The organism is Rathayibacter sp. AY1H2, assembly GCF_002931985.1.
In the GTDB taxonomy this organism is placed as follows: domain Bacteria; phylum Actinomycetota; class Actinomycetes; order Actinomycetales; family Microbacteriaceae; genus Rathayibacter.
This window is the reverse complement of sequence record NZ_PSUV01000031.1, coordinates 1-23,679: the sequence shown is the minus strand read 5'-3', so window position 1 is coordinate 23,679 and position 23,679 is coordinate 1. Positions and strand designations below refer to the sequence as shown.

Sequence of the window (23,679 nt, the reverse complement as noted above, 5' to 3'; positions counted from 1 at the left end):
GGCCGGTGAGGGCGCTCGCCGAGTCGGCGGGACGGTCCGCGGCGGGCGGGTCTGTGGCGGGCCGGTCCGCGGGGGAGGAGCCGGTCGTCGGCTGCGCGGGGTCGACGGGGTCCGCGGAGGAGGGGCTCGAGGAGCGGCGGTCGGAGGCGCCGGATCCCGCACCGGGAGCGGAGGGGTCCGCAGTCGGCGCCGCATCCTCCGCGGGCGAGGCGGCGGTCGGCGTCGACACCGCTTCCGGGGCGGTCATCGCCTCGGGCGCGAGTGCGGCGGAGGCGAACACCACGGAGAGCACGAGGGTCGTCGTCGGGACGAACGCGGCGAGAGCGCGGGTGGTGCGGGTCACGGACGGTCCAGTTCTGCGGGCTCTGCGATGCGCCCGCCTGTGATTACTACCAGGAGCGCGAAGTGCTCTGCACCCCCGCTTCCGGGTGGAGTGCCGCGGAGCGCGCCAGCGGGGCTCGGCCACGCTCGTGCGCCCACCTCCTCGACGAGGCGGCGCTGAGCCGGATCGATCAGGCGACCGATCTCCTTCTCGGGGAGCGCCTGCGGGGGAGCGGCCGTTCCTTCTCGCCCGCGGAGATCGACGTGACGGCGCTCCCGCCCAGGCCCGGCACGTCCTTCGGCATCTGGTGCCCTGAGCCGCGCACATCGAGCCCGCACTCGCCCTGCGCGTCGGATGATGCGCCGCACACGCAGAGGAGGGAGCGCCCGCGGGCACCCCCTCCTCCGTCACGGCCGGTCGACCGGCCGCCGTGCGCTCAGCAGACGCGGGCCGGGTAGGCCACCGTCTGCGCGAGGGTCTCGGAGCCCGCCGTGGCGGTCACCGTCACCTGGCCGCCCGGCATGCTCGCCAGGCGGGTGGTGAACGCGGCCGATCCGCTCGCGCCCCCGGCCACCGCGGTGACCGTCTTCGAGCCGTAGGCCGAGGCCATCGCGACGTCGATCGGAGCGGTGCCGCCGTTCTTGGCGAGGACAGTCAGCACCGCCTTCCCGGCCACACAGCGCGACGTCACGGTCACCGGCACCGTCAGCGCCGGGGCGGCCGCCTCGGGGACGACGATCTCGCCGATCTTGAGGAACGAGCCCGGCGTGGAGAAGGTCAGCTTCAGGCCGGTGGCCGAGACCGCCGCGAACGGGATCGTGGTCAGCGTGCCGTTCGCCGCCGGAGCGACGTTCTGCGCGGTGGTCGGCTTCCAGGTGCCGTCCTCGGCGCGGTAGGCCACGCTCACCGACGCCAGGGTGCCCTCGGTGTTGGTGAAGGTGAGCCCGGCGACGCGGTGCGCCTCGGTGTTCGTCAGCGTGAACTCGGCGCTGCCGGCGAAGGTGCCGTCGGTCCAGGTCGACCAGGGGGTGCTCACGTTGCCGTCGCAGGCGTTCTTCGCGGGGAGGGTCGCGTACTTCGTCTGGCTGAACGACGCCGAGACTGCGGCCCCGGGAACGCGGCAGACGTTCGTCGGCGGCGCGGTGCCCCAGATCTGCACCTCCGAGACCGACTGCCACGTGTTCGCCGCGCTGGTGAGGTGCAGGCGGAGGCCCGTGGTGTCGGGCAGGGAGGACAGGTCGAGGATCGCCGTCGGGGCGGATCCGGTCGCGGCCTGGCTGAGGGTGGTGGCGACGGAGGAAGTCGTCCATGCGCCGTTCACCTGGTACTCGACCTCGATCCTCGACGGCCAGGTGGCGGTCGCACCGTCCTTGTAGGTGCTGACCGTCACCGAGTCGAGGTTCTGCGCGGCGCCCCAGGAGAAGGAGAGGCGGCTGTCGCGCGGGTAGCCGGCCGAGGACCAGTCGTCCCAGCCCTTGCCCTTGACGTCGCCGTCGATGAGCTTGCCGGCGAGGTCCGTGCGGCTCGAGACCGCGACGGACGCTCCGGGAGCGAGGTTCGCGATGCCCGGCTCCGCCACCTCGATCGTGCGGGTGAAGCGGCGGCCGGAGGAGAATCCGGCGTCGGCGGCGAGCGTGCCCGTCACCTGCACCGTGCCGAGCTCGGCGGGGCCGGGGGCGGCCCAGGTCACGGCGACGTCGCGGGTCGAGCCGGTGCTCGCGACCGAGACCGTCGAGGGGAGCGCGGCGGCGATGTCGGCGCCGCGGCGGACCTGCTTCGGCAGACGGGCGTCCACGACCGACCAGACGCCCTCGCCGACCCCCTTGTCGTCCCAGTAGGAGAGGTTCCAGCCGGATCCCCAGCGCGCCGGGTCCTCCTGAGCCGGGTTCCGCATCTCGAGGCGGCCGTTCTCACCGACCGTCATCGGGAGCCAGACGTAGGTCGAGTCCGACTTGCCCTCGTTCCACCGGTCGCCCATGTAGACGTACTTCCCGGGAGCGAGCGTGAGGACGTTCGTCGACTGCGAGCCGAAGGTCGTCTTGCGGGAGTCGCCGATCGAGAGCAGGCCGTCGCCGCCCTCCGGGATCGCGTTGTAGGCGACGTTCTCGTCGGCGTCGCCCTTCTCGACTCCGCGGGTCCACGCGCCGAGGATCGAGTCGGCGGTGTAGTAGGTCTGCGGGTTCGGCGCCCAGCCGGTCGCCCCGGAGGCGATCGTGTAGTACTTGCCGCCGTTGGCGAAGATCGCGGGCGCCTCGAGGTGTCCGCACTCCTTGACGATCTGGAAGTCGGTGCCGCGCACCGGTGCTCCGGCCGCACCGTCGGCGAAGACGTAGGGGTACGTCCCGTCGGCCGAGTACTGGTTCGCGTCGAGGGTGTCGGTCGTGGTGGTCCGCTCGACGTTGGTGTAGTCGGCGTCCAGCTTCGCCACGTAGAGCGAGTAGTTCTCCTCGGAGGAGTAGGAGATGTACGCGGTGCCGTCCTCGTCCTGGAAGACGGTCATGTCCCGCGCCTGCCCGGGAACGGCGGAGGTGGTGCAGGCCTTGTAGTCCGTGCGGTTGTAGAGGCGGTAGACGCCCTGGAGCGTGAAGGGCCCGGTCGGGCTGTCCGAGACGGCGACTCCCGCCATCGAGCGCGCGTAGGTGCTGCCGCCCGGCGTGGTCCGGCCGTCGGAGTGCCACCACATGACCCACTTGCCGGTCTTCTCGTTGAAGAGGACCTTGGGGCGCTCGAAGATGGCGGTGTTCGGCGAGGCCTGCGTCGTGTCGAGGTGGTAGTCGAGCTCCGCGATGCGGTCGGCGCGAGGGGCTCCGGAGTCGTCGACGGTGTCGTAGAGCGCGTCGAAGTAGGGGGCCTCGAGGTCGGCCGGAGCCGAGACGCTGCGCAGCGCGGTGCCCTTGTTCTCCCAGTTGTGGCCGTCGGTGGAGCGGTAGACCGCGACTCCGGGGCTGTTCCAGTAGCCCTTCGTGCGGTCCTCGCCGTACCAGTACTGGACCTGCTGACCGCCCTCCTCGACGGTGACGATCTGGCCGCCGTGCGCCTGGATGTGGCGGCCGTCGGTGTCGTACCAGTAGGGCTGGAAGTAGCCGGCCGCGGTGCTGCCCGGGTCCTGGACCGCCGGGGAGTCGGTGTAGGTCACGGGCGTCGAGGTGCGCGGCACTCCGTCGTCGGGATCCGTGGCCACGGCGGCCGAGGCCGACTGCGCTCCTGTCCCCAGGAGTGCTGCGACGAGCAGCGCGGCCACCGCCGCGGCGGCCGTTCGTGGTCGAGACGTCATGCTGTGCTCCTTTGCACCGGGGACTTCGCGCATGTTCACGCAAACATCAGGCTTCCATGAGGGTCTGATGACGTCAACATCCTGATCGACCGACGGCCGGGCGTCGGACGGCCGCCCGGGCTCCGTCTTGGCCGCTCAGCGCTCCGGCGCGAACGCCCCGCCCGGGCCGAAGGCGAGCTCCGCGAACCGGCGGCCGATGAGCTCGTGCGCTTCCGGATCCGGGTGCAGGCCGTCCGGGAGCGGGAGCCGCTGGGCGTCGTCCGGCCCGTAGAGCGCGAGCCCGTCGAGCAGTCGCAGGTCCGGGTCGTCGGAGCGCGCGGCGACGACCTCGGCCAGCGCCTCGCGGACGATCCGCAGGGTCAGCCGTCCGTTCGCGGTGTCGCCCGGGTCGCCGGTCGCGACGAAGCGCGGCGCCCCGGTCGTGAAGGACGCGGGATCGACGTCGCCCGGCCCCGGCGTGTCCTCGTGGATCCCGCAGAAGAGCGGAGTGACGAGGAGCAGCGGCGTCGCGGGATGGCCCTCGCGGATCGTGTCGAGGAAGCCGTGCACCGCCGGCACGAAGGTGCGGCGGCGCATGCCGTCGAGGTTCACGAGGTTGATGCCGAGCGCGACACTGATCAGGTCGGCAGGAGTGTCCCGCATCACGCGAGCGGTGAAGGGGTCGACGAGTGCGCTCCCGCCGAAGCCGAGGTTCACCAGGCGGGCGCCGCTCGCCCGGGCGGCCACGGCCGGCCAGATGCCCGAGGGGCGCGCCGCGTTCGAGCCCTGGCTGATCGAACTGCCGTGGTGCAGCCAGACGGGGCCGGAGAGCGGCGCGGGTTCGAGCGGTGCGTCGGACCGCAGGGCCACGAGGTCCACCGCCTCGTTGTGCGGGAGGAGCAGCTCCACGCGAGACGGCCCGGCCGGGAGGTCGAGCCCGACCGTGTCGAGAGGTCCGGGGAGGAGGGCCCGGTCACCGGTCGCGAGGTCGAATTCGATCGCGTCGCCTCCGGTGAGCGCGTGGGAGGCGGTCATCTCGCCGTCGACGACCGCGTCGACTGCGCCGCGCGGCCGGGGCAGCCCCCGATAGGCGACCCGTGTCGCGTGCACGTCGAGCTCGATCCGTCGCGCCTCGGTGACGAAGGAGATCCGGACACCCGAGGGCTGCGCCTCCATCAGCAGGAGCTGCGCATCCGCATCGCGCTCGCGGACCGCGCGGGGGAGGCGGTGCGGCCGGACTCCGCGGGGCACCTCCTCCAGCTCGATCGCGCCGTGGACGAGCCGTTCGGTGAGGGGTGTGCTGATCATGCGGGGATGTCCTTCCGGCGGGTCCAGTGGCTGAAAAGAAAGTGCAGGCAGGCGAGGAGCTCGCTCCACGACTGCGCGGGGGTCGGGCTGCTGTGCGCGAAGCTCCCGAGCCGTTCGAGGGTGAGGAAGCCGTTCAGAGCGGCGCCCGTCACTCGGACGGCGTGCACCCGGTCCTCGGCGGGGATCGCGTAGCCGAGGAGGACCGCATCTGTGAGCTGCACGACGCGGCGGGCGGCCGGGGCGGCGACCGCGTCCGGCCCCGCAGTGCGCTGCAGCGACTCCCACAGGCCCGGCCGCTCGCGCGCGAAGGAGCGGTGGGCGTCGGCGAAGCCGTCCAGCGCCTCCCGGGCGGAGCGTCCGGCGATCGCGACGGCGATGCGGTCGGACAGCTCGTCGAGGGCCAGGACCGTGACGCCGTCGCGGAGTGCGGCGAGATCGCGGACGTGCGTGTAGAGGCTCGGCGTCTGCACCTCGAGCGAGCGGGCGACGGCGGCCAGGGTCACGGCGGCGAGACCATCGGCGTCGGCGATCGCGGCGGCGCGATCGATGACGGCGGAGCGGGTGAGGGAGCGACGGGGCACGCGTTGATCCTAATACCCCTAGGTTTTCACATATGGACATTCGGAAGCTCCGACGCCCGAACCGCGATCGCCCCCGAGCCGGAGGGCTCGAGGCGATCGAACGTGCGGTGCGGCCTAGCCGCCGACCGCCTGGCGAGCGCTATCGAGCCCGCTCAGTTCTTCCGGATATCGATCTCAGGGCTGCGAGGATCTCGCGCGCTCGAGGATGGCCGCGATCACGGCGGACTTCGCCTCGGCGTAGTCGTTCCCGTCCTCCCAGCGCCGGAGGAGGAGAGACGCCTTCGTGCTGCGGTAGAGCTCGCGGTCGGACGGGTCGGTGCGCAGCCGGTCGCGCAGGAGGAGGTACGCGTCGATCGCGGGATGACCCTCCTCGTAGATGTGGACGTGGGCGTCCCGTCCGGGCGTGCGGACGAGCCGGTGCCCGGGCTCGCGGGTGCGCAGGACGTAGCCGGCCTCGAGCAGCGGCGCGACGTGGTCCTCCTCCGCCGTGACGTCGGGCACGACGACCAGCACGTCGACGATCGGCTTCGCGGGCAGGCCCGGGACGGAGGTCGAGCCGATGTGCTCGACACGCACGCCCGGGACGGCCCCGAGGATGCGCCGCCGGTGCTCCTCGAACAGGGCGGACCACTCGGGGTCGTGCTCGTGCAGGGCGAGCTCGAGCGGCTCCGGTCCACCGACGAGCTCGACGGAGACGACGTCGGGGCGGCTGGGGGAGTTGTGCGGAGTCACCGGGTCATCCTGCCAGGGGTGCCGCAGGGCGGGTGCGGTTCACTGGAGCGGTGAGCACCCTCCTCGTCACCGCGCACCCCGACCGCGACTCCCTCACCGCCGCCCTCGCCCGGCGGCTGCGGGAGGAGCTCGGCCCCGACGGAGTGGAGACGGCCGACCTCGACGCCGAGGGCTTCGACCCGCGGTTCGGCGCGACCGACCGGGACCGCTACCGCGGTGTCGGCCCGGTTCCCGACGACGTCCTCCGCGAGCAGCGCCGGCTCGACGGCGTCGACCACCTCGTGCTCGTCTTCCCCGTCTACTGGTGGTCGATGCCCGCGCTGCTGAAGGGCTGGATCGACCGCGTCTTCCTCGCGGGCTGGGCCTTCGACATCGACCCCGTCCACGGCACGCAGCGCAGGCTCGGCGCCCTGACCGTCCACCTCGTGCTCGTCGCGGGGGACTCCGCCGGGACCTACGAGCGGCACGGCTACGAGCAGGCGCTGCTGACGCAGATCCAGCACGGGATCATCGACTACTGCGGAGCCCGGCGCGGCGGGGCCGTCTTCGTCCACGAGTCCGAGCGCGAGGACGACGCGAGCCGCCGGGCGGCGGTCGAGGACGCGGTCGAGCGGACCGTGGAGGCGATCAGGGCTGATCCGCCTGCAGCGCTCCGGTGACGAGGGCCTGCACGAGGGTGTCGGCGTCGTAGTCCGGATCGTGGGCGGCGCCGATGCAGAGGTTGCCGATGCCCTTGAGGAGCATGTAGCCGCTGAGGCTCGACGCCGGGATCCGGGCGGGTCGTGCCGCCTCGAGCAGGTCGCCGCAGACGGGGACGAGCCGCTCCACGAAGTAGGCGTGCAGCGCGTCGGATCCGGCGCTGTCGCCCTGGAGCGCACCGGCGAGGCCGTGCTTGGTCACCAGGAGGTCGACGAAGTGGGCGACCCAGGCCCGGAGGGCTGCCTCCGGGGTCGAGCTGTCGGCGAGCAGCCGTGGGCCCGCCTCCGCGCAGGCCTCGACCTGGTGGCGGTAGACGGCGACCACGAGCTCCGAGCGGGTCGGGAAGTGCCGGTAGATCGTCCCCATGCCGACGCCGGCCTCCGCCGCGATCTCGCGGACCGGCGCGTCCACGCCGGAGGCCACGAACACCGTCGCCGCGGCGGCGAGCAGTGCGTCGCGACTCGTCCGCGGTCGGCCGGGCGTGCGGGGCACACGGTCGCTCATCGGTTCTCCTTGCTTTTCGGAGCGGCGCTCCGTAATGTCTCCGAGCGCAGCTCCACCACGTTCCGGAGCAGCGCTCCGCAATGTTCCGGAGCAGCGCTCCGACGATTGTGCCAGAGCGCCGCCACCCAGGAAGGACCCTCGTGCCCACTCCGCTCCTCGACTCGTCGACCCCCGGTGAGCACCGCCCGATGCGCGGTCCGCACGGCCGAGCGCGACCCCTCTCGATCCGTCGCGAACGGCCCGTCGTCGAGGGGCGGACGGGCCGTTCGCGACGGATGAGCGGAGCGGGTCCTGCCGTCAGCGCGGGGCGCGCAGCCCGGCGAGCGGGCCGTCGTGCAGCGGCTCCGTCTCCCAGCGGACGCAGGCGGTGCGGTCGGGACCGAGCTCGACGTGTAGGCGGTGCGGGGTCTCGAGGAACACGACGTCGACCAGGACTCCGTCGCCCGAGGGTCCGGCGCTCGCCGCGAACGGCCCGTCGACGGTCCAGGCTCCCGCGCCGGGCGTCACCGTGAAGCGCTCGTCGCCCTCGGTCAGCGCGAGCGTCCAGCCGCCCTCGTCGGCCGTCACCTCGACGGCGTCGGGCCACGATCCCACCGGCGTGTAGCTCCCGGTCGCGGGGGAGGCGCCCCCGAGCGGGGGCAGGGCGAGCTCCGACAGCCGGTCGGCCAGTCGGGCGTCGGCCTCCGCCGTGGACCCTCGGCCGACGGCGGGGAGCAGGTGCTCCCAGGCGAGCGCGAGCAGCGTCTGCGTGTCCGAGGTCTGGCCGGTCAGCGCGATCACGAGCTCGTGCTCGGGCACGATCAGGCTGAACTGCCCGTACGCGCCGTCCGCGCGGTAGCCGTGCAGCGACCGCCAGAACTGGAAGCCGTAGCCCTGCTGCCAGTCCGGTCCGCCGTCCTCGTGGGTCGGGACGTGCGCGCGGGACGCCTCGGCGACCCATTCCGGCGAGAGGATCCGCCGGTCGCCCCAGCGCCCCTCCTGCAGGTACAGCAGTCCGAGCGCAGCTGCCGCCTCGGTGGTGGCGTGCAGCCCGCTGTAGCCGAGCTCGCGCCCCGAGTCGTCGCGATGCCAGGCGACCTCGCCGATGCCGAGCGGATCGAGCAGGCGCGGGCGCAGGTAGTCGGTCAGCGACTGCCCGCTCACGCGCTGCACGATCGCGGCGGCGGCGAAGGTGCAGGGCTGGTTGTAGGCGAAGACGCTGCCCGGCTCCTGCTCCGGCGGGAGGAGGAGGAAGCCGCGCACCAGGTCGGCCGGGTCCGTCTCCTCGGCGCGGTCGATCGTCTCGGCGGAGTGGCCGCTCGCCATCGCGAGGACGTGGCGGACGCGGACCGCACGCGAGCGCGGGTCGGTGATCTCGTCGTCGAGCTCGGGGAAGTACGAGAGGACGGTGGCGTCCAGGTCGACCAGGCCCTCGGCGACCGCGAGGCCGACGGCGGTCGCGGTGAAGCTCTTGCTCAGCGAGTAGAAGAGGTGCGGCCGCTCGGCCGAGTACGGCGCCCACCAGCCCTCGGCGACCACGTCGCCGCCCTGCACGACCATCAGGCCGTGCAGCTCGACGCCGGGAGCGGCCTCGACCCCTTCGACGAAGGCCAGCACTCCCTCGGCGTCGACGGAGCGGGCGGACGGGGTGCTTCTCGGCAGTGAGCGCGTCATCCTCCGATGCTACGACCGGGGCGGCGCCGCCTCCGCCCGGGGGCAGGAGGCGGCGCCGCCTAGGCGGTCGGCTCGGCGGGGAAGGGCCCGAGGCCGAGCAGGAAGCGGAGGATCGCGTCGGCCGGCACGCGCAGGGCGGGGCCGGAGCCGAGCTCCCACTCCGCGTCGGTCGGAGCGAGGGTGCGACCGCGAACGGCGGCGCGGATCGCGAGCGGCGCGCGCTGCAGGCGGTCCAGGGCCACCCCGCCGGTGATGCGGGAGGAGAGGGCGAGCGGCTCGGGGGAGAGCGCGAGCTCGACGCGGACGACCTCGACCAGCTCGGCGACCGAGCGGGGACCCGCGCCCGCGCGGCGAGCGGAGGCGAGAGCGGCCAGGGCCGGGGCGATCTCGGCGGGAGGAGGAGGGGAGGAGGCCTCTCGGGCGCCCATCCGCGTCGCGAGGCGCTGGCCGGTGCTGCTCGAGAGCCGCACGACGAGCTCTCCGAGCAGGGCGTCCCGGGAGACGGCACTGGCCGCCTCGCCCTCCGTGGTGGAGGGGGAGGCGGCCAGGACGGCGAGGCGGTCGAGCCTCTCGGCGACGAGGGGGCGCCAGTCGTTGCTGACGCCCGTCTCGTCGACCGAGGGCCCGGTGCTCAGCGGCAGGAACCGCGACCAGTCGGGCACGACCGCAGGGCCTAGCGTCCGCCCGAGCGGCGCTTGTTGTAGACGTCGAAGGCGACCGCGAGCAGGAGCACGAGGCCCTTGACCGCCTGCTGCCACTCGATGCCGATGCCCATGATCGACATGCCGTTGTTCAGGACGCCGATGATGAGGCCACCGATGATCGCGCCGCCGATGGTGCCGACGCCGCCCTGGACCGCCGCGCCGCCGATGAAGGCGGCCGAGATGGCCTCGAGCTCGAAGCCGTCGCCCGCCTTCGGGCCGGCGAGGTTGAGTCGCGCGGTGAAGACGAGGCCGGCCAGCGCCGCGAGGACGCCCATGTTGACGAACAGCCAGAAGGTGACGTTGCGGGTCTTGATGCCGGACAGCTCCGCGGCGTGCAGGTTGCCGCCGATCGCGTAGACGTGACGGCCGAAGACGGAGCGGTTCATGACCACGCCGTAGATCAGGACGAGCACGGCGAGCACGATCAGGGTGACCGGGATGCCCTTGAAGGTGGCCAGCGCGAAGGAGAAGGCCGCGATCACGACGGAGACGAGGACGAGCTTGGTGACGAACCAGGCGCCCGGCTCGACGCTCTGCGCGTACTTCTGGCGGCCGCGGCGGGTGCGCACGGACTGCACGGCGAAGGCGACGATCGCGAGCGCGCCGATGACGAGCGACAGCGGGTCGAGGTCGGTCTCGCCGAACAGGTCGGTGAGGAAGCCGTTGCCCAGCGCGCGGTACTCGGTCGGGAAGGAGCCGATGTTCGCGTTGCCGAGGACGACGAGCGCCAGGCCGCGGAAGATCAGCATGCCCGCCAGGGTCACGATGAACGCCGGGATCCCGACGTACGCGATCCAGAAGCCCTGCCACGCTCCGACCAGGGCGCCGATGAGGAGGGAGAGGACGATCGACAGCCACCACGGGAGACCCATGTTGACCGCGAAGACGCCCGAGATCGCTCCGACGAACGCCGCGACCGAGCCGACCGAGAGGTCGATGTGCCCGGCCACGATGACCATCACCATGCCGATGGCGAGGATCAGGATGTAGCCGTTCTGGACGATCAGGTTCGAGATGTTCTGGGGGCGGAGGAGGATTCCGCCGGTCATCACCTCGAACAGCAGCACCACCACGATGAGGGCGATGAAGATGCCGTTCTTGCCGAGGTCGCCCAGCACGTGGCTGAGGCGCTTCGTGAAGGCGTTCTCGGTGGGCTTCACCTGCGCACCGGCCGCGGTGGACGGTTCGTTCTGCAGATCGGTCATCGTTGCTTCTCCTGGGTCATGAGGGTGAGGACCGCCTCGGGCGTCGCCTCGGCGATGGGCAGCTCGCCCGTGATCCGGCCCTCCGACAGCGCGTAGACGCGGTCGCAGATGCCGAGCAGCTCCGGCAGCTCGGAGGAGATGACGATGATCCCCTTACCCTGCGCCGCGAGCCGGTTGATGATGGTGTAGATCTCGTACTTCGCACCCACGTCGATGCCGCGGGTGGGCTCGTCGAGGATGAGGACGTCCGGGTCGGAGTAGATCCACTTCGACAGGACGACCTTCTGCTGGTTGCCGCCGGAGAGCTTCCCGGTCTTGGCGAGCACGGTCGGCGACTTGATGTTCATGCTGCCGCGGTACTCGTTGGCGACCTCGAACTCGCGGTTGTCGTCGACGAGTCCGCCGCGGGCGACCTTGTCGAGCGACGCGAGCGAGATGTTCCGCTTGATGTCGTCGATGAGGTTGAGGCCGTAGTGCTTGCGGTCCTCGGTCGCGTAGGCGAGCCCGTGGGCGATCGCCTCCGAGACGTTGCGGATCTTGATCTCCTTGCCGGCCTTGAAGACCTGGCCGGAGATGCGGCTGCCGTAGGAGCGGCCGAAGAGGCTCATCGCGAACTCGGTGCGCCCGGCGCCCATGAGCCCGGCGATGCCGACGATCTCGCCGCGGTGCACCGACAGGTTGACCTTGTCCACCATGACGCGGGACGGGTCCTGGGGGTGGTGGGCCGTCCAGTCGACCACGCGCAGGATCTCCTCGCCGATGTGCGGCGTGTGGTCCGGGTAGCGGTGGTCGAGGTCGCGGCCGACCATGTCCTTGATGATGCGGTCCTCGGTGACGTCGTCGTGCGCGATCGTCTCGATGGTCTTGCCGTCTCGGATGACCGTGACGGTGTCCGCGATCTTCTTGATCTCGTTCAGCTTGTGGCTGATGATGATCGACGTGATGCCCTGCTCCTTGAGGTGCAGGATCAGGTCGAGCAGGTGGTCCGAGTCCTCGTCGTTCAGGGCCGCGGTGGGCTCGTCGAGGATGAGCAGCTTGACCCGCTTGGAGAGCGCCTTCGCGATCTCGACGAGCTGCTGCTTGCCGACTCCGATCTCCATGATCTTGGTGGTCGGGTTCTCGCGCAGACCGACGCGGGCCAGCAGCGCCGCCGCCTCCTGGTTGGTCTTGTTCCAGTCGATCAGGCCGCCGAAGCCGCGCACCTCGTTGCCGAGGAAGATGTTCTCCGCGATGGAGAGGTAGGGGCTGAGGGCCAGCTCCTGGTGGATGATGACGATGCCCTTCGCCTCCGAGTCGCGGATGCTGGAGAACTGCATCACCTCGTCCTCGAAGACGATGTCGCCCTCGTAGGTGCCGTGGGGGTAGACGCCCGACAGGACCTTCATCAGCGTCGACTTGCCGGCGCCGTTCTCCCCGCAGATCGCGTGGACTTCGCCGCGCTGTGCGTTGAGCGTGACGTCCTGGAGCGCCTTCACGCCCGGGAACGTCTTGGTGATGCCGCGCATCTCGAGGATGTTCGAGGTCACGCCGCCTCCCTTCCTTCGTAGTGGGGGAGGGCGCCCAGTGGGCGCCCTCCCGGGGTGTTCCTTCTCGGGTGAGGAGAGAGGACTAGCCGTTCACTTCCGCGTCGGTGTAGTAGCCGCCGTCGACGAGGACGGACTGGATCTGGTCCTTGGTGACGATGACCGGCTCGAGCAGGAAGGACGGGACGACCTTCTTGCCGTTGTCGTAGGTGTCGGTGTCGTTGACCTCGGGCTCGGTGCCCTCGAGCACGGCCTGGGCCATCTTCACGGCCTCCTTGGCGAGTTCGCGGGTGTCCTTGTAGATGGTCGCGTACTGCTCGCCGGCGATGATCGCTTTGACGGAGTCGAGCTCGGCGTCCTGACCGGTGATGATCGGGAAGTCGGAGCCGACGGTGTAGCCGGCGTCGGTCAGAGCCGAGATGATGCCGCGGCTGAGGCCGTCGTAGGGCGAGAGGACGCCCTGGACCTTGGAGCCGTCGGAGTACGTCTTGGTGAGGATGTCCTCCATGCGGCTCTGGGCGACCTCGCCGTCCCAGCGGAGCGTGGCGACGGTGTTGAAGTCGGTCTCGCCGGACTTCACGACGAGCGTCTTGTCGTCGATGTACGGCTGGAGGGTGTCCATCGCGCCGTTGAAGAAGAACGTGGCGTTGTTGTCGTCGGGGCTGCCGGCGAACAGCTCGACGTTGAACGGGCCGGCAGGGGCGTCGGCGGCCTTCGCGCCGGTGAGGTCGGTGAGACCGAGGCCCGCGAGGAGCGAGGTGGCCTGCTGGACGCCCACCTTGTAGTTGTCGAACGTGGCGTAGTAGTCCACGTTCTCGGAGTCGCGGATGAGGCGGTCGTAGGCGATGACGGGGATGTCGTTGGCCTTGGCCTCCTCGAGCACGCTCGTGAGGGTGGTGCCGTCGATCGAGGCGACGATCAGGGCCTTGGCGCCCTTGGTGATCATGTTCTCGAGCTGCGAGACCTGGGTGGGGATGTCGTCCTCGGCGTACTGAAGGTCGACCTGGTAGCCGGCCTCCTCGAGCTGCGACTTGACGTTGTTGCCGTCAGCGATCCAGCGCTCGGACGACTTGGTCGGCATCGCGACGCCGACGAGGCCGCCGTCGCCGGATCCCGAGCCCGAGCCGCCACCGGTTCCGGAGGAGCAGGCGGCGAGGGAGAGGATCATCGCTCCGCCGGCGATGCCGGCGATGAGAGCGCGCTTCATTGTGGTCACTGTGATTCCTTCGTCATTGAATGCAGTGGATGCAGGGCCGCCCTCGGGATCGGGGCGGAGATGTGATGCCATGTGAGCGATCACATTGCGTCATGCTAGACCCGACGGTGCCGTTCGTGTCAACGCGCACGTCTCGACTCGGTAACGGGACACCCGCGGCGCGTCGTCCGCTCTCGGAGCGGTGCTGTCAAGGGTCCCCGGCCCCGGAAGGGAGCCGGAGCCGTCGGCGTTGCGTCCAGCACTGTCGAAAGGACGCACACCATGACGAAGACCTGGTTCATCACCGGCGCCTCGAAGGGCTTCGGCCGCGAGTGGGCCGAGGCGGCGCTCGAGCGCGGCGACTCGGTCGCCGGCACCGCCCGCCGGATCGAGACCCTCGACGCCCTCGTCGAGGAGTACCCGGACACGTTCCTCCCGCTGACCCTCGACGTGACCGACCGCGAGGCCGGCTTCGCCGCCGTGCAGGCCGCGGCCGACCGGTTCGGCCGACTGGACGTCGTGATCAACAACGCCGGCTACGGGCACTTCGGCATGATCGAGGAGCTCACCGAGGAGGAGTTCCGCGCGCAGCTCGAGACCAACGTCTTCGGCGCCCTCTGGGTCACCCAGGCCGCGCTGCCGATCCTCCGCGAGCAGGGCTCGGGCCACATCGTCCAGGTGTCGAGCATCGGCGGCATCAGCGCGTTCCCCTCGATCGGCGCGTACCACGCGTCGAAGTGGGCGCTCGAGGGCTTCACCCAGTCGCTGGCCGCCGAGGTCGCCGGCTTCGGGATCCACGTGACCCTCGTCGAGCCCGGCGGGTACTCGACCGACTGGTCCGGTCCCTCCGCGTCGCGCAGCGAGCCGATCGCCGCGTACGACGAGGTCCGCGAGGCCGCGAGTCGACGCCCCTCCGCTGCTCAGCAGGGCGACCCGCGGGCCTCGCGTCTCGGGATCCTCGCGGTCGTGGACGCGGACGAGCCGCCGCTGCGGATCTTCTTCGGACGCGCGCCGCTGGGCATCGCGACGGCGGACTACGAGTCGCGCCTCGAGACCTGGAAGCGCTGGAACGACGTGTCGATCGCCGCTCACGGCGAGTGATCGCGGGCGGTCGCGGCGCGAGGGCGTCGCGGCCGCCGGTCAGCGCGAGGCGGTGACGCTCGCGCTCCGGGGGACGGCCGTGGATCCGCGGACGACCAGCTGCGGAGCGATCGGCGCCGCCTTCTCCGGCCGGTCGCCCTCGATCAGGCTGAGCAGCGCGGCCACGCACCGGCGTCCGAGCTCCACGAAGTCCTGGCGGACGCTGGTCAGCGGCGGCCAGTAGAACGCCGCCTCGGGGATGTCGTCGAAGCCGATGACGCTGACGTCCTCCGGCACGCGGACCCCGCGCTCGTGGAACGCGCTCATCAGTCCGAGCGCCATCTGGTCGTTACCCGCGAACACCGCGGTGAAGTCGAGGAAGCGCGAGAGCTCGAGGCCCACGCGGTGGCCGCGCTCGGCGCTCCAGTCGCCGAGCAGCGGCGGGCGCAGCGGGATCGAGCGGTGGTCGAGCTCGGCGAGGTAGCCGCGCATCCGCGCCTCGGCCTCGATCCAGTCCTGCGGGCCGGCGAGGTGCACGATCTCGGTGTGCCCGAGGTCGATCAGGTGCCCGGTGGCGATGCGGGCGCCGGCCATCTGGTCGACGTAGAGCGCGTCGTCGCGGTCGTCCTCGCTCGTCTGCAGCGTCACGTGCGGGATGCGCAGCGCGACTCCGGAGAGGATGTCGAAGACGCGGATCTGCGGCGCGACGACCACGAGGCCCTCGACCGCCTGGTTGAGCAGATGCCGGATCCCGGCCTGGATCGACGCGCCGTCGGTGCCGTCGACGTTGGCCGTGACCACGAGGTAGCCCGCGTCGCGCGCCGCCACCTCGATGGCCTGGATGCTCGAGGCCGGACCGTACTGCAGGCTCTGCGAGGACAGCACGCCGACGGTGCGGGTGCGGCTGGTGACCAGTGCCCGCGCGGCGAGGTTGGGGCGGTAGTCGAGCTCGGCCATGACCTCGAGCACGCGCTTCTTCGTCTCGGCGCGGAGGCTCGGGTGGTCGTTCAGGACCCGGGAGACGGTCTGGTGCGAGACGCCGGCCGCGCGGGCGACGTCGTAGATGCTCGGCGCCCGCGACGCGGGCTTGTCTTCCGGCATCGGGCACCGCGGCTCTCTGTGATCGGCGCCTCCGACGCAGGACCGGGGCGCCCTCACGGGCGGCTCGCCCGTCCGCGGGCGCGTGTGAGCACACTTTACGTCCCTCGGCGCGGGGGCCTGCACACCGACGGAACCTCGACGGCTCGGACGGGTGCCGCTCCCGGATCGGCCGGACGTTCCGGCACCGCTGGTGCGGGCGCGCCGGAACGGCGCGATCCGCGCCTCCGCCCCGCGGTCGTCGCAGCGGGTGGTCGCCGCGGTCGGGTCAGCCGTCGAAGACCTCGGCCGAGGCGAAGGCCGCATCGGAGCGGAGCACGGCGACGAGGTCCGCGGGACAGTCCTCGAAGGCCGTCCTCTCCGGACCGGGAGGCGTGTGCGCTCGGACGTCGACGACGGATCCCTGGGGCGCGACGGCGTCGGGCGATCACAGGCGCCGCCCTGCGGTCCGGGGTACTTTCCCGCGTGTGAACGACAGCGACGAGAAGTCCGGGAGAGGCTGGCGCATCGATCTCGGCGAGCCGCCGGAGAGCGTGTCCGGCGATGTCGTCGACGCTCTCGATAAGGTGTCCGCGGAATTCGCGGCATTCCAGAGCGGGACTTCCGGCGAGGGCGGAGAAAGGGCCGCGGCGCTCCGCCGAGCCGCCCGACTCGGGGCCGGAGAGCACCGGCTCGCCGTCGCCTCGGGGCTGACGCGGGAAGGCGTCCGCGCCTTTCTCGCGGGGGGATGACAAGCCGTCGGAGAGGCGGTTCCCCCGTGCCTCGACAAGCCGGCGCCGAAAAAAGAGAAAGGCCTCGAGAAGGCGCGGCATCCGGAGAGATCGGAGACGACGAATGGACGACGAGGAGTGGGCTCGGTACCTTCTCGCGGGGACCAGCCGTGCGCCGACGGATCAGGACGGCGCGACCGCGGAACGGCGTGACGCGATGGTGGCGGCCGTCCTGCGGGAGCTCGACGGGGTCGATCCGTACGGACTCGAGCCGGGTCGCGAGGACGGCGCTCCCCGCGACGAGTACGCGTCTGAGGCGGCCCCGATCGCGAGCATCCTCCTGCGCCGAGGACGGATCACCGGCGAGGAGCTCGACGCCGTCTGGCGGTTCTGGTTCGGCGAGCCGCTGAGCGCCCTGCTCGGCGACGGCTTCGCCCCGCTCCTGGCGCGGCTCGACCGGCTCGCTCCTCCCTCGGCGGAGGACTGACGGGCGTCGGGTTCCGGCGGCAGACCGGCCGCGATCCCGGCGTCCCGTATAGCTCCGCCTAGCTCCGCCTAGCTCCGCCTAGCTCCGCCTAGCTCCGCCTAGCTCCGCTCGCGGAAGAAGCGGATGAGCTCGCGCAGGGCCGGGAGCGTCGCGCTCTCGGCCTCGGCGTCGTCGAGGTCGTCGAAGGAGGTGCGGAGCCCGGCGGCCTCGGCGTCGGCGGCGGACTCGAACGCCATCGACCACTCCGGGAACAGCCGCTCCCGGATCGGCTCCTCGAGGAGGGTGCGCAGCTGCGCGTGGCGCTCGTCGGCGGCGATGACGGCCATCCGCTCGCGCAGGACCGCGTCCGGCCCCTCGAGCACCTGGAGGAATCGGCCGTCGCGGTGCAGGAGCATGCCGGTCAGGCCGAGGCGCTCGTTGTTCGCGCGGCACTGGGCGAGCAGCGCGGGGAGGTCGGCGTCCGTGAAGCCGGCGGAGGTGCGGCTGGAGTAGACGAGGGAGAGCATGGCGTCCGTTCCTGAGGGGGGAGGCGGGCGCCTCCGCTCCCAGTGGACCACCGACAGCGCCTCCCGCACGGCCACTTCCGCCGGGAGCGGCGGGCTGCTAGAGCTAGCCGACCGTGATCGGAGCGGCGGACGGACGGGTGCCCTGCCGCATCCAGACGAAGAAGCCGACCAGGGTGAACGCGCCGTAGAAGACGTACATCAGCCCCGACGCGTAGTAGCCGGCCGAGAACAGCAGCGGCACGCCGACCAGGTCGACGGCCACCCAGATGAGCCAGAACTCGGTCCAGCCCTTCGCCATGCCGTAGGTGGCGAGGACGGAGCCGACGAAGATCCACGCGTCGCTCCAGACCGGCTCGTAGGAGCCGAGCGCGCGGAACACGGGCGTCAGCACCGCGGTGCCGCCGACCATCCCGAGCACCAGCAGGCCGCGGGTGCGCCACGACGCCCAGCGCGGCTCGATCAAGGTGGTCGAGTCGTCGGGGCGGTGGGTCCACCGGTACCAGCCGTAGACGCTGACCAGGATGAACATCACCTGCCGCCCGGCCTGGCCGAGCAGGTTGACGGGGTTCGGAGTGCCGAACAGGGCGCCCATGAAGACCGTGAACAGCAGCACGTTGCCGATGAGGCCGACGGGCCAGGCCCAGACCTTCCGCCGCATCCCGCCGAGGGCGCTGAGGAGCCCGAAGATGTTGCCGATGACCTCCCGCCAGAGGACGGTCTGCTCGCCGATGACGATCTGCGCGTCGAACAGCCAGTGCACGAGGTCCACGAGGCCTTCTTCCTGAGTCGGGATGCCGGGTGGTGCAACCCTGCCCCATCCCGGGCCATTCCCGCCGCGGGCGGATGCGGGCGCCGCGCTCGGACCACGCTGGATCGCGCGCCGGGCGGGGATCGCGACCGGCGCCCCGCTGTGCCGCCGCGACCGTAGGCTGGCGGGATGACGTCCCGGGTGCGACTCCTGCTGGCCTCGTCGCACCCCGGGCCGACCGTGACGGTCACCGTGCTGGCGACCGTGATCGCGGCGGCGTCCGGGCATCCGCTCGGGCAGGTCGTGCTGGTGGCGCTCGCCGTGCTGCTCGGGCAGCTCTCGATCGGGCTCGCGAACGACTGGATCGACGCCGATCGCGACCGCGCGGTGGGGCGCACCGACAAGCCGGTCGCGCAGGGGCTGATCGGCGTGGGCGCCGTCCGCGCCGCCGCACTGGGGACGGCGGCGGCCGCCGTGGTGCTCTCGCTGCTGCTCGGACCGGTCGCCGCGGTCGCGCACCTGGTGCTGGTCGCCGCGGGCTGGGCCTACGACGCGGGGCTCAAGCGCACGGTCTGGTCCGTCGTTCCCTTCGTGGTCGCCTTCGGGCTGCTGCCGGTGGTGGCGGTGGCGGCGGGCGACGGCCGGGTCCCCGCCTGGTGGGCGATCGCGACCGGCGCCGTGTTCGGCGTCGCGATCCACTGCACGAACGTGCTCCCCGACCTGGTCGACGACGAGGCCACCGGGGTCCGCGGCTTCCCCCACCGCCTCGGCCTGCGGCTCTCCGGAGTCGTCGCCTTCGGGTCGCTGGTGGTCGCCGCGCTGCTCGTGCTCGTCGGACAGCTCGTCGGCGACCAGCCGGTGCGCGGGACGGGCGTGGTGCTCGCGGTGATCGGGACCCTCGCGGTGGTCGTGCTCGCCGCGGCGGGCATCCGCCTGGTGCTGACCGGCCCGCCGACGCGCACCCTGTTCCGGCTGGTGATCGCGGCCTCGCTCGTGCTGGTGGTCGAGCTCGGGCTGGCGGGCGCGCGGCTGGTCGGTTGACCGGCCGCCCTCAGGACCAGCGCATCGCGTAGACGCGGGCGAGCAGGTCCGAGGTCGGCAGGGCGAGGGCGGTGCGGAGGAACGCCTCGCGGCCGCGGTGCGCGAGCGAGCCGAGCGGGCGTCCGAGGGCCATGTTCGCCTCCGCCTGCCGCGCCGCGCGCCGGGCCGCGGTGGTGCGCCGCCGGGCGAAGCCGGGCCAGGGGCCGGCCTCGCCGCGGCGCACGGCACCGGCCAGGAGCGGGGCGAGCTCGGCGGCGTCGAGCCAGCCGAGGTTCATGCCCTGCCCGCCGATCGGACTGATCTCGTGCGCGGCGTCGCCGATGAGCACGACGCGGCCGACGCCCATCCGCTCGGCCTCGCGGCGCCGCACCTGGAAGCCGCTGAGCATCGTGCAGGTCTCCGGGTCGGCGTCGGCGCCCGTCCGGTCGCGGACAGCGGCGGCCAGGGCGCGCGCGGCCTCCTGGTCGGGGGCCTCCTCGGGCCGCCAGGCGGGGGCGCCGAGGGAGCGGTCGGGGCCGCTCAGGGCGACGTACCGGCGCCGACCGCCCGGCAGGGGGAAGGACTCCACCACTCCGGCCGGGCCGACGTCGACCAGCGCGGTGCCGGTGAGACCGCCGGGCTCGGGGTCGGCGAAGTCGCCCATCACGTAGCGGTCCGGGTAGTCGCGGCCGGTGGTGCGGATCCCGAGCAGGTCGCGGACGGTGCTGCGGGCGCCGTCGGCTCCCACGACGAAGGCGGCGCGGACGGAGACCGGCTCGCCGCCCGGTCCGGTGCCGGTCGCCTCGACGGTGGAGCCGCGACGGAGCAGGCCGGTCAGCGCGACGCCGGGGCGCAGCGCGTCCGGGGCCGCCGCCTCGAGGCGCTCGCGGAGGATCGCCTCGGTGCGGTGCTGGTCGAGGGTGACGACGTAGGGGTGCGTCGCGGAGGCGCGCGCGAACGAGAGCGTGCCGAGGGTGCGGCCCCGGCTGCGCGCGACGCCCTCGCGGACCCGGGTGGCCTCGGCCAGCACGGGAGCATCGGCGCCGACTGCGGCGAACGCGTCGAGCGACGGCGGATGGATGCCGATCGCCCGCGAGCCGCGCGGCACCGAGGAGCGCCGCTCCCACACCTGCACGTCCACTCCGGCCCGCGCCAGGAGCGCGCCGAGCAGGAGCCCGACCGGACCGCCGCCGACCACGAGCACGTCCGTCTCCGCTGTCACGGGTCGAGCCTAGGGAGCGGCGGCGCGGCGGGCGAGGGGGTGCGCTCGACCGCCGCGCGTGCTCAGGGTGCGAGCGGAGGTGTCAGAGCGCGTCGACGGCGGCGAGGATCTCCTCGGTCTCCGTGCGCGTCGTGTAGTCGACGTGCACGTCCGCCGTGCGGACGATCCGGTCGGCGTCGACGACCAGGACGGTCGGGTACGGGACGGCCGGGGTGTCGTCGGCGTTGCTGTCCTTCACGGCGAAGCCGAGCGCGGTGTGCGCCTCCTGCGCGTCGCCGCTGGGGGCGGTGACGATGCCGAGAGCGCTCGCGAGCGTGTTGCCGGGGTCGGAGACGACGGTGAAGCCCAGGTCGCCGTTCGCGACCGCCGCGCGCGACCCGTCGGGGGTCTGCGGGCTGATCGCGACGAGGGCGACTCCGCGCGACGCGAGCTCGGGGGCGAGGGTCTCGTTGTAGTGCTTGAGCGTGATGTTGCAGTACGGGCACCAGGCTCCGCGGTAGAAGACGAGGACGGCCGGGCCCGCGCCGAGGACGTCCGCGAGGGCGACGGTGTCGCCGTCGACGGTCACGACGGAGGCGGCGGGGAGCGCGTCGCCGGCGGTGACGGCTCCGCTCGGGGCGCCGGCGGCGACGAGGTCGTCGCGCTCGCCGGAGAAGACGGCGGCGAGCTCGGGTCCGACCGTCTCGTCGAAGCCGACGGTGAACTCGTCGAGCTGGGTGCGGACGGAGGTGCTGGTCATCGGAAGTCCTTCGGTCGTGACGGTCGTGGTCCCCGTCCGGGAGCCTAGGCATGCGGGGGACCGGGCGCCGGGCGCCCGTCACGCGGCGTCACACGACGTCCGACGCGTGTCGGCCGGCGTGCGTGCGGACCGGCCTCGTCGCTCCGTCAGTCCGGGGCGACGACCAGCTCGCCGCCGGCGGAGCGCGAGACGCACGGCATGATCCAGCGGTCCTGCTCCTCGGGGGTCAGCACCAGGTCGCGGTGCTCCGCCGTCCCGCCGACGAGGCGCAGGCGGCAGGTGCCGCAGGTGCCCGACTCGCAGGAGGAGTCGACGTCGATCCCGGAGGAGCGGAGCGCGGTGAGGAGCGAGCGGTCGGCCGGGACGTCCACGACGGCTCCGGTCGGCTCCCAGACGGCGGGGAAGGGGACGGCCCGGTCGCCGACGGCGTCGACGCCCGCGAAGTCCTCGACGTGGATCCGGCTCGGGCGCCAGTGCATCGTGAGGGCGAGGACCTCGTCGATCAGCGCGGACGGACCGCAGCAGTAGATCCGGGCGTCGTCGTCGGGCTCGGCGACGAGCGGCCAGAGGTCGAGTCGGCCGTGGATCGCACTGTGGTGCACGAGGGAGCCGTCGGCGGAGAACTCGTCGAGCCACGCGGTGTCCTCGGGGGTGCGGCTGAGGTAGACGACCTGAACGGCCGAGCCCTGCGCCCGGAGCTCGGCGGCCATGGCGCGGATCGGGGTGACCCCGATCCCGCCGGCGATCAGGAGGTAGCGGGCGGCGGGTTGGAGGACGAAGGTGTTCGCGGGCGGCGCGGAGGAGAGGACGTCGCCGACGCGGACGTCGTCGTGGAGGCTCCGCGATCCGCCGCGGCCCCCGGGCTCCCGGCGCACCGCGATCGCGTAGTGCGACGGCTCCGAGGATCCCGGCTCGACGAGGCTGTAGCTGCGGCGCTCGCCGGAGGGGGTCGTGAGCGTGAGGTGCGCGCCGGCCGAGTAGCCGGGCAGCGGGGCGCCGTCCTCGCTCCGCAGCACGAAGCGGGTGACGGCCGGGGTGAGCGCCTCGCGCTCGGCCACCACGAGCCGCAGCTCAGCCACGGAGCACCAGCTCGTCGCCCACGCCGAGCGTGCCGCCGTCGAGGACCTCCGCGTAGACGCCGAGGAGCTCGTGGCCGTAGGTCTCGTGCAGCAGCCGGGGGACCGGCAGGTCGCGCCGACCGGTGCCCGGCTCGACCTCGGTCGCGGCGCACCGCTCGGTGGCCTTCGTGATCCGCAGCCGCAGCCCGCCCGCGGTGAGCTCGCGCCCGAGCAGCTCGAGCTCGCTCCACGCGGGCAGCCCCTCGAGGTGGATGTTCCCGCGGAACCGCAGCGGATCGACGCTCCGGCCGGTGCGCTCGGCGAGGTCGCGGACGCTCGCCAGGTTGATCAGCGAGACGTACTCCATCTCGATGTCGGAGTTGTGGGCCGTGTCGGTGTAGCGGCGCCCCGCGTCCTGGGCGATCACGGGCTCGACGCCGGGCGGCAGGTCGAGCACGCGGGCGGCGAAGGAGCGCAGTGCGGCCCGGCCGTCCTCCGCGCCCAGGTCGGCGGAGAGGACCCGGTGGCCGCGGACGTCGACGGTGAGCACTCCGCTGTCGGGGTCGAGGTGCAAGGTCAGGCCGGCGAGGCGCGCCTCGGCGACGAGCACGAAGTACTCGCGCTTGGAGATGCCGTGCCGCATGCCGGGCCGGTAGGCGCCGCCGGGGCGGGCGAGGGCGATCGTGCGGTCGAAGGGGACGCCGCGGCCGGCGGTGAGCTCGACGCGGGGGAGCGGCTGCGGGGTCAAGCCCTTCACCGGGTAGACGAGGAGGCCGTCCACGCGTGTCGTCATGCCCCCATCCTGGCGCATCGCCGGGAAGCCGGCAGGGCCGTCGCGGCGCAGCGGAGCGCGAGGAACGGACGCGGCGCCGTGCGGATCCTGCGAGGGCGGGCGGAGGGATCCGCTCCGGCGGGCCTCGTCAGTACTGGAGGGAGAGGCCGACCAGGGGCGGGACGACGAGCGCGCCCAGCTCGACGATCGCGACGCTCGCGCCGACGCCGAGCGTGACGGCCGAGAGCAGCCGGGCGCGGTCCTTCCGCGCGACGCCGATGACGCCGACGATCGCGGTCGCCGTCGCGAGCACGAGCATCGTGACCCCGAGGGCGGCGAAGAGCGCCCCGATCTGCGTGGTGTCGAAGCCGCCCTGGAACGCGAGGACCGGGATGGCCGTGGTGAGCGCGGTCCGCCCGATCTGCGCGAGGACGAGGACGATCGCGAGGACGAGGCCGACGATGCCGACGACGTCGCGGGGCCGGGACTGGGGGGCGGGGACGGAGGCGGTCACGCCGTCGAGCCTAGGGGCGGGCGCGGCGGCGTGACCGCCTCCGTCC

General features: G+C 72.6%; 23 protein-coding genes and 1 pseudogene. 5 read left to right on the top strand and 19 right to left on the bottom strand.

The features are described from left to right. The 5 genes and pseudogenes from C5C29_RS16230 to C5C29_RS16205 all read right to left on the bottom strand — a co-directional run. A pseudogene (locus C5C29_RS16230) lies at nt 1-343 on the bottom strand (hypothetical protein); the annotation flags it as partial. 415 nt (nt 344-758) lie between these two features. Beyond that, on the bottom strand, nt 759-3,596 hold the full coding sequence (locus C5C29_RS16220) for a glycoside hydrolase family 43 protein (RefSeq protein ID WP_104308582.1): 2,838 nt from the start codon (nt 3,594-3,596) through the stop codon (nt 759-761). 135 nt (nt 3,597-3,731) lie between these two features. After that, nucleotides 3,732-4,883 carry a GDSL-type esterase/lipase family protein gene (locus C5C29_RS16215; RefSeq protein WP_104224975.1) on the bottom strand — a complete coding sequence of 384 codons (1,152 nt, stop codon included), beginning with the start codon at nt 4,881-4,883 and terminating at the stop codon, nt 3,732-3,734. Further along, nucleotides 4,880-5,464: a TetR-like C-terminal domain-containing protein gene (locus C5C29_RS16210; protein ID WP_104224976.1), complete on the bottom strand. Its 585-nt coding sequence runs from the start codon at nt 5,462-5,464 to the stop codon at nt 4,880-4,882. Before C5C29_RS16210 ends, C5C29_RS16215 begins: the two co-directional genes overlap by 4 nt. 174 nt (nt 5,465-5,638) lie before the next feature. Continuing rightward, on the bottom strand, nt 5,639-6,196 hold the full coding sequence (locus tag C5C29_RS16205) for a GrpB family protein (RefSeq protein WP_104308581.1): 558 nt from the start codon (nt 6,194-6,196) through the stop codon (nt 5,639-5,641). A gap of 50 nt (nt 6,197-6,246) precedes the next feature. Between C5C29_RS16205 and C5C29_RS16200 the strand changes: the two genes are divergently transcribed. Beyond that, complete coding sequence (locus C5C29_RS16200) at nt 6,247-6,855, top strand: NAD(P)H-dependent oxidoreductase (protein ID WP_104308580.1); 609 nt, start codon at nt 6,247-6,249, stop codon at nt 6,853-6,855. Here the strand turns inward: C5C29_RS16200 and C5C29_RS16195 are convergent. From C5C29_RS16195 to chvE, 6 genes are all read right to left on the bottom strand, one after another. Next, nucleotides 6,824-7,399, bottom strand: a complete 576-nt coding sequence (locus C5C29_RS16195) for a TetR/AcrR family transcriptional regulator (RefSeq protein ID WP_104308579.1) — start codon at nt 7,397-7,399, stop codon at nt 6,824-6,826. The two genes, C5C29_RS16200 and C5C29_RS16195, sit on opposite strands and share 32 nt — an antisense overlap. 297 nt (nt 7,400-7,696) lie before the next feature. Next, on the bottom strand, nt 7,697-9,052 hold the full coding sequence (locus C5C29_RS16190; protein WP_104308578.1) for a serine hydrolase: 1,356 nt from the start codon (nt 9,050-9,052) through the stop codon (nt 7,697-7,699). Between the two features lie 59 nt (nt 9,053-9,111). Next, nucleotides 9,112-9,714, bottom strand: coding sequence for a hypothetical protein (locus C5C29_RS16185; protein WP_104224981.1), 603 nt, complete (start codon nt 9,712-9,714; stop codon nt 9,112-9,114). Between the two features lie 11 nt (nt 9,715-9,725). Beyond that, a complete protein-coding gene (gene mmsB, locus C5C29_RS16180; RefSeq protein WP_104224982.1) occupies nt 9,726-10,961 on the bottom strand; it encodes a multiple monosaccharide ABC transporter permease in 1,236 nt (411 codons plus the stop codon). Beyond that, entirely contained in the window at nt 10,958-12,487 is a 1,530-nt protein-coding gene (gene mmsA, locus C5C29_RS16175) for a multiple monosaccharide ABC transporter ATP-binding protein (protein ID WP_104234508.1), read from the bottom strand. Before mmsA ends, mmsB begins: the two co-directional genes overlap by 4 nt. Nucleotides 12,488-12,569: 82 nt before the next feature. Beyond that, nucleotides 12,570-13,691 (bottom strand): multiple monosaccharide ABC transporter substrate-binding protein, encoded by a 1,122-nt coding sequence (gene chvE, locus C5C29_RS16170; RefSeq protein ID WP_104224984.1) that lies wholly within the window; start codon nt 13,689-13,691, stop codon nt 12,570-12,572. 270 nt (nt 13,692-13,961) lie between these two features. Here chvE and C5C29_RS16165 point away from each other — a divergent pair, with 270 nt between their 5' ends. After that, nucleotides 13,962-14,780 (top strand): SDR family oxidoreductase, encoded by an 819-nt coding sequence (locus C5C29_RS16165; protein WP_104227398.1) that lies wholly within the window; start codon nt 13,962-13,964, stop codon nt 14,778-14,780. A 39-nt stretch (nt 14,781-14,819) separates the two neighbouring features. Here C5C29_RS16165 and C5C29_RS16160 read toward each other — a convergent pair whose 3' ends face one another. Next, complete coding sequence (locus tag C5C29_RS16160) at nt 14,820-15,860, bottom strand: LacI family DNA-binding transcriptional regulator (protein WP_104234510.1); 1,041 nt, start codon at nt 15,858-15,860, stop codon at nt 14,820-14,822. 464 nt (nt 15,861-16,324) lie between these two features. Here C5C29_RS16160 and C5C29_RS16155 point away from each other — a divergent pair, with 464 nt between their 5' ends. Both C5C29_RS16155 and C5C29_RS16150 read left to right on the top strand, forming a co-directional pair. Continuing rightward, nucleotides 16,325-16,588 carry a hypothetical protein gene (locus tag C5C29_RS16155; RefSeq protein ID WP_104308577.1) on the top strand — a complete coding sequence of 88 codons (264 nt, stop codon included), beginning with the start codon at nt 16,325-16,327 and terminating at the stop codon, nt 16,586-16,588. Between the two features lie 103 nt (nt 16,589-16,691). Further along, the gene (locus C5C29_RS16150; RefSeq protein WP_104308576.1) at nt 16,692-17,054 is read left to right on the top strand and encodes a hypothetical protein; all 363 of its coding nucleotides are present in this window, start codon (nt 16,692-16,694) and stop codon (nt 17,052-17,054) included. A 98-nt stretch (nt 17,055-17,152) separates the two neighbouring features. On the opposite strand, the gene C5C29_RS16145 is transcribed toward C5C29_RS16150, so the two are convergent. Together C5C29_RS16145 and pnuC are read right to left on the bottom strand one after the other, a co-directional pair. After that, nucleotides 17,153-17,560 carry a BLUF domain-containing protein gene (locus tag C5C29_RS16145; RefSeq protein ID WP_104224988.1) on the bottom strand — a complete coding sequence of 136 codons (408 nt, stop codon included), beginning with the start codon at nt 17,558-17,560 and terminating at the stop codon, nt 17,153-17,155. A 103-nt stretch (nt 17,561-17,663) separates the two neighbouring features. Beyond that, nucleotides 17,664-18,329 (bottom strand): nicotinamide riboside transporter PnuC, encoded by a 666-nt coding sequence (gene pnuC, locus C5C29_RS16140; RefSeq protein WP_104308575.1) that lies wholly within the window; start codon nt 18,327-18,329, stop codon nt 17,664-17,666. 168 nt (nt 18,330-18,497) lie between these two features. On the opposite strand from pnuC, the gene C5C29_RS16135 reads away from it, so the two are divergent. Then, entirely contained in the window at nt 18,498-19,349 is an 852-nt protein-coding gene (locus tag C5C29_RS16135) for a UbiA family prenyltransferase (RefSeq protein WP_104308574.1), read from the top strand. 10 nt (nt 19,350-19,359) lie between these two features. On the opposite strand, the gene C5C29_RS16130 is transcribed toward C5C29_RS16135, so the two are convergent. The 5 genes from C5C29_RS16130 to C5C29_RS16110 form a co-directional block, all read right to left on the bottom strand. Continuing rightward, the gene (locus tag C5C29_RS16130) at nt 19,360-20,550 is read right to left on the bottom strand and encodes an NAD(P)/FAD-dependent oxidoreductase (protein ID WP_104308573.1); all 1,191 of its coding nucleotides are present in this window, start codon (nt 20,548-20,550) and stop codon (nt 19,360-19,362) included. An 82-nt stretch (nt 20,551-20,632) separates the two neighbouring features. Beyond that, complete coding sequence (locus C5C29_RS16125; protein WP_104247729.1) at nt 20,633-21,289, bottom strand: peroxiredoxin-like family protein; 657 nt, start codon at nt 21,287-21,289, stop codon at nt 20,633-20,635. Nucleotides 21,290-21,435: 146 nt separating this feature from the next. After that, complete coding sequence (locus tag C5C29_RS16120) at nt 21,436-22,368, bottom strand: PDR/VanB family oxidoreductase (protein ID WP_104308572.1); 933 nt, start codon at nt 22,366-22,368, stop codon at nt 21,436-21,438. Next, a complete protein-coding gene (locus tag C5C29_RS16115; RefSeq protein WP_181128845.1) occupies nt 22,361-23,140 on the bottom strand; it encodes an MOSC domain-containing protein in 780 nt (259 codons plus the stop codon). Before C5C29_RS16115 ends, C5C29_RS16120 begins: the two co-directional genes overlap by 8 nt. A gap of 127 nt (nt 23,141-23,267) precedes the next feature. Further along, nucleotides 23,268-23,679 (bottom strand): hypothetical protein (locus tag C5C29_RS16110; protein ID WP_219813793.1); only part of this gene is annotated, 412 nt, incomplete at its 5' end.

Excerpts from the sequence above, each read along its gene's own strand:
- C5C29_RS16220 (WP_104308582.1), bottom strand. The coding sequence starts at position 3,596 with ATGACGTCTCGACCACGAACGGCCGCCGCGGCGGTGGCCGCGCTGCTC.
- C5C29_RS16215 (WP_104224975.1), bottom strand. The coding sequence starts at position 4,883 with ATGATCAGCACACCCCTCACCGAACGGCTCGTCCACGGCGCGATCGAG.
- C5C29_RS16195 (WP_104308579.1), bottom strand. The coding sequence starts at position 7,399 with ATGAGCGACCGTGTGCCCCGCACGCCCGGCCGACCGCGGACGAGTCGC.
- C5C29_RS16190 (WP_104308578.1), bottom strand. The coding sequence starts at position 9,052 with ATGACGCGCTCACTGCCGAGAAGCACCCCGTCCGCCCGCTCCGTCGAC.
- mmsB (WP_104224982.1), bottom strand. The coding sequence starts at position 10,961 with ATGACCGATCTGCAGAACGAACCGTCCACCGCGGCCGGTGCGCAGGTG.
- chvE (WP_104224984.1), bottom strand. The coding sequence starts at position 13,691 with ATGAAGCGCGCTCTCATCGCCGGCATCGCCGGCGGAGCGATGATCCTC.
- C5C29_RS16165 (WP_104227398.1), top strand. The coding sequence starts at position 13,962 with ATGACGAAGACCTGGTTCATCACCGGCGCCTCGAAGGGCTTCGGCCGC.
- C5C29_RS16160 (WP_104234510.1), bottom strand. The coding sequence starts at position 15,860 with ATGCCGGAAGACAAGCCCGCGTCGCGGGCGCCGAGCATCTACGACGTC.
- C5C29_RS16150 (WP_104308576.1), top strand. The coding sequence starts at position 16,692 with ATGGACGACGAGGAGTGGGCTCGGTACCTTCTCGCGGGGACCAGCCGT.
- C5C29_RS16145 (WP_104224988.1), bottom strand. The coding sequence starts at position 17,560 with ATGCTCTCCCTCGTCTACTCCAGCCGCACCTCCGCCGGCTTCACGGAC.
- C5C29_RS16135 (WP_104308574.1), top strand. The coding sequence starts at position 18,498 with ATGACGTCCCGGGTGCGACTCCTGCTGGCCTCGTCGCACCCCGGGCCG.
- C5C29_RS16125 (WP_104247729.1), bottom strand. The coding sequence starts at position 21,289 with ATGACCAGCACCTCCGTCCGCACCCAGCTCGACGAGTTCACCGTCGGC.
- C5C29_RS16115 (WP_181128845.1), bottom strand. The coding sequence starts at position 23,140 with ATGACGACACGCGTGGACGGCCTCCTCGTCTACCCGGTGAAGGGCTTG.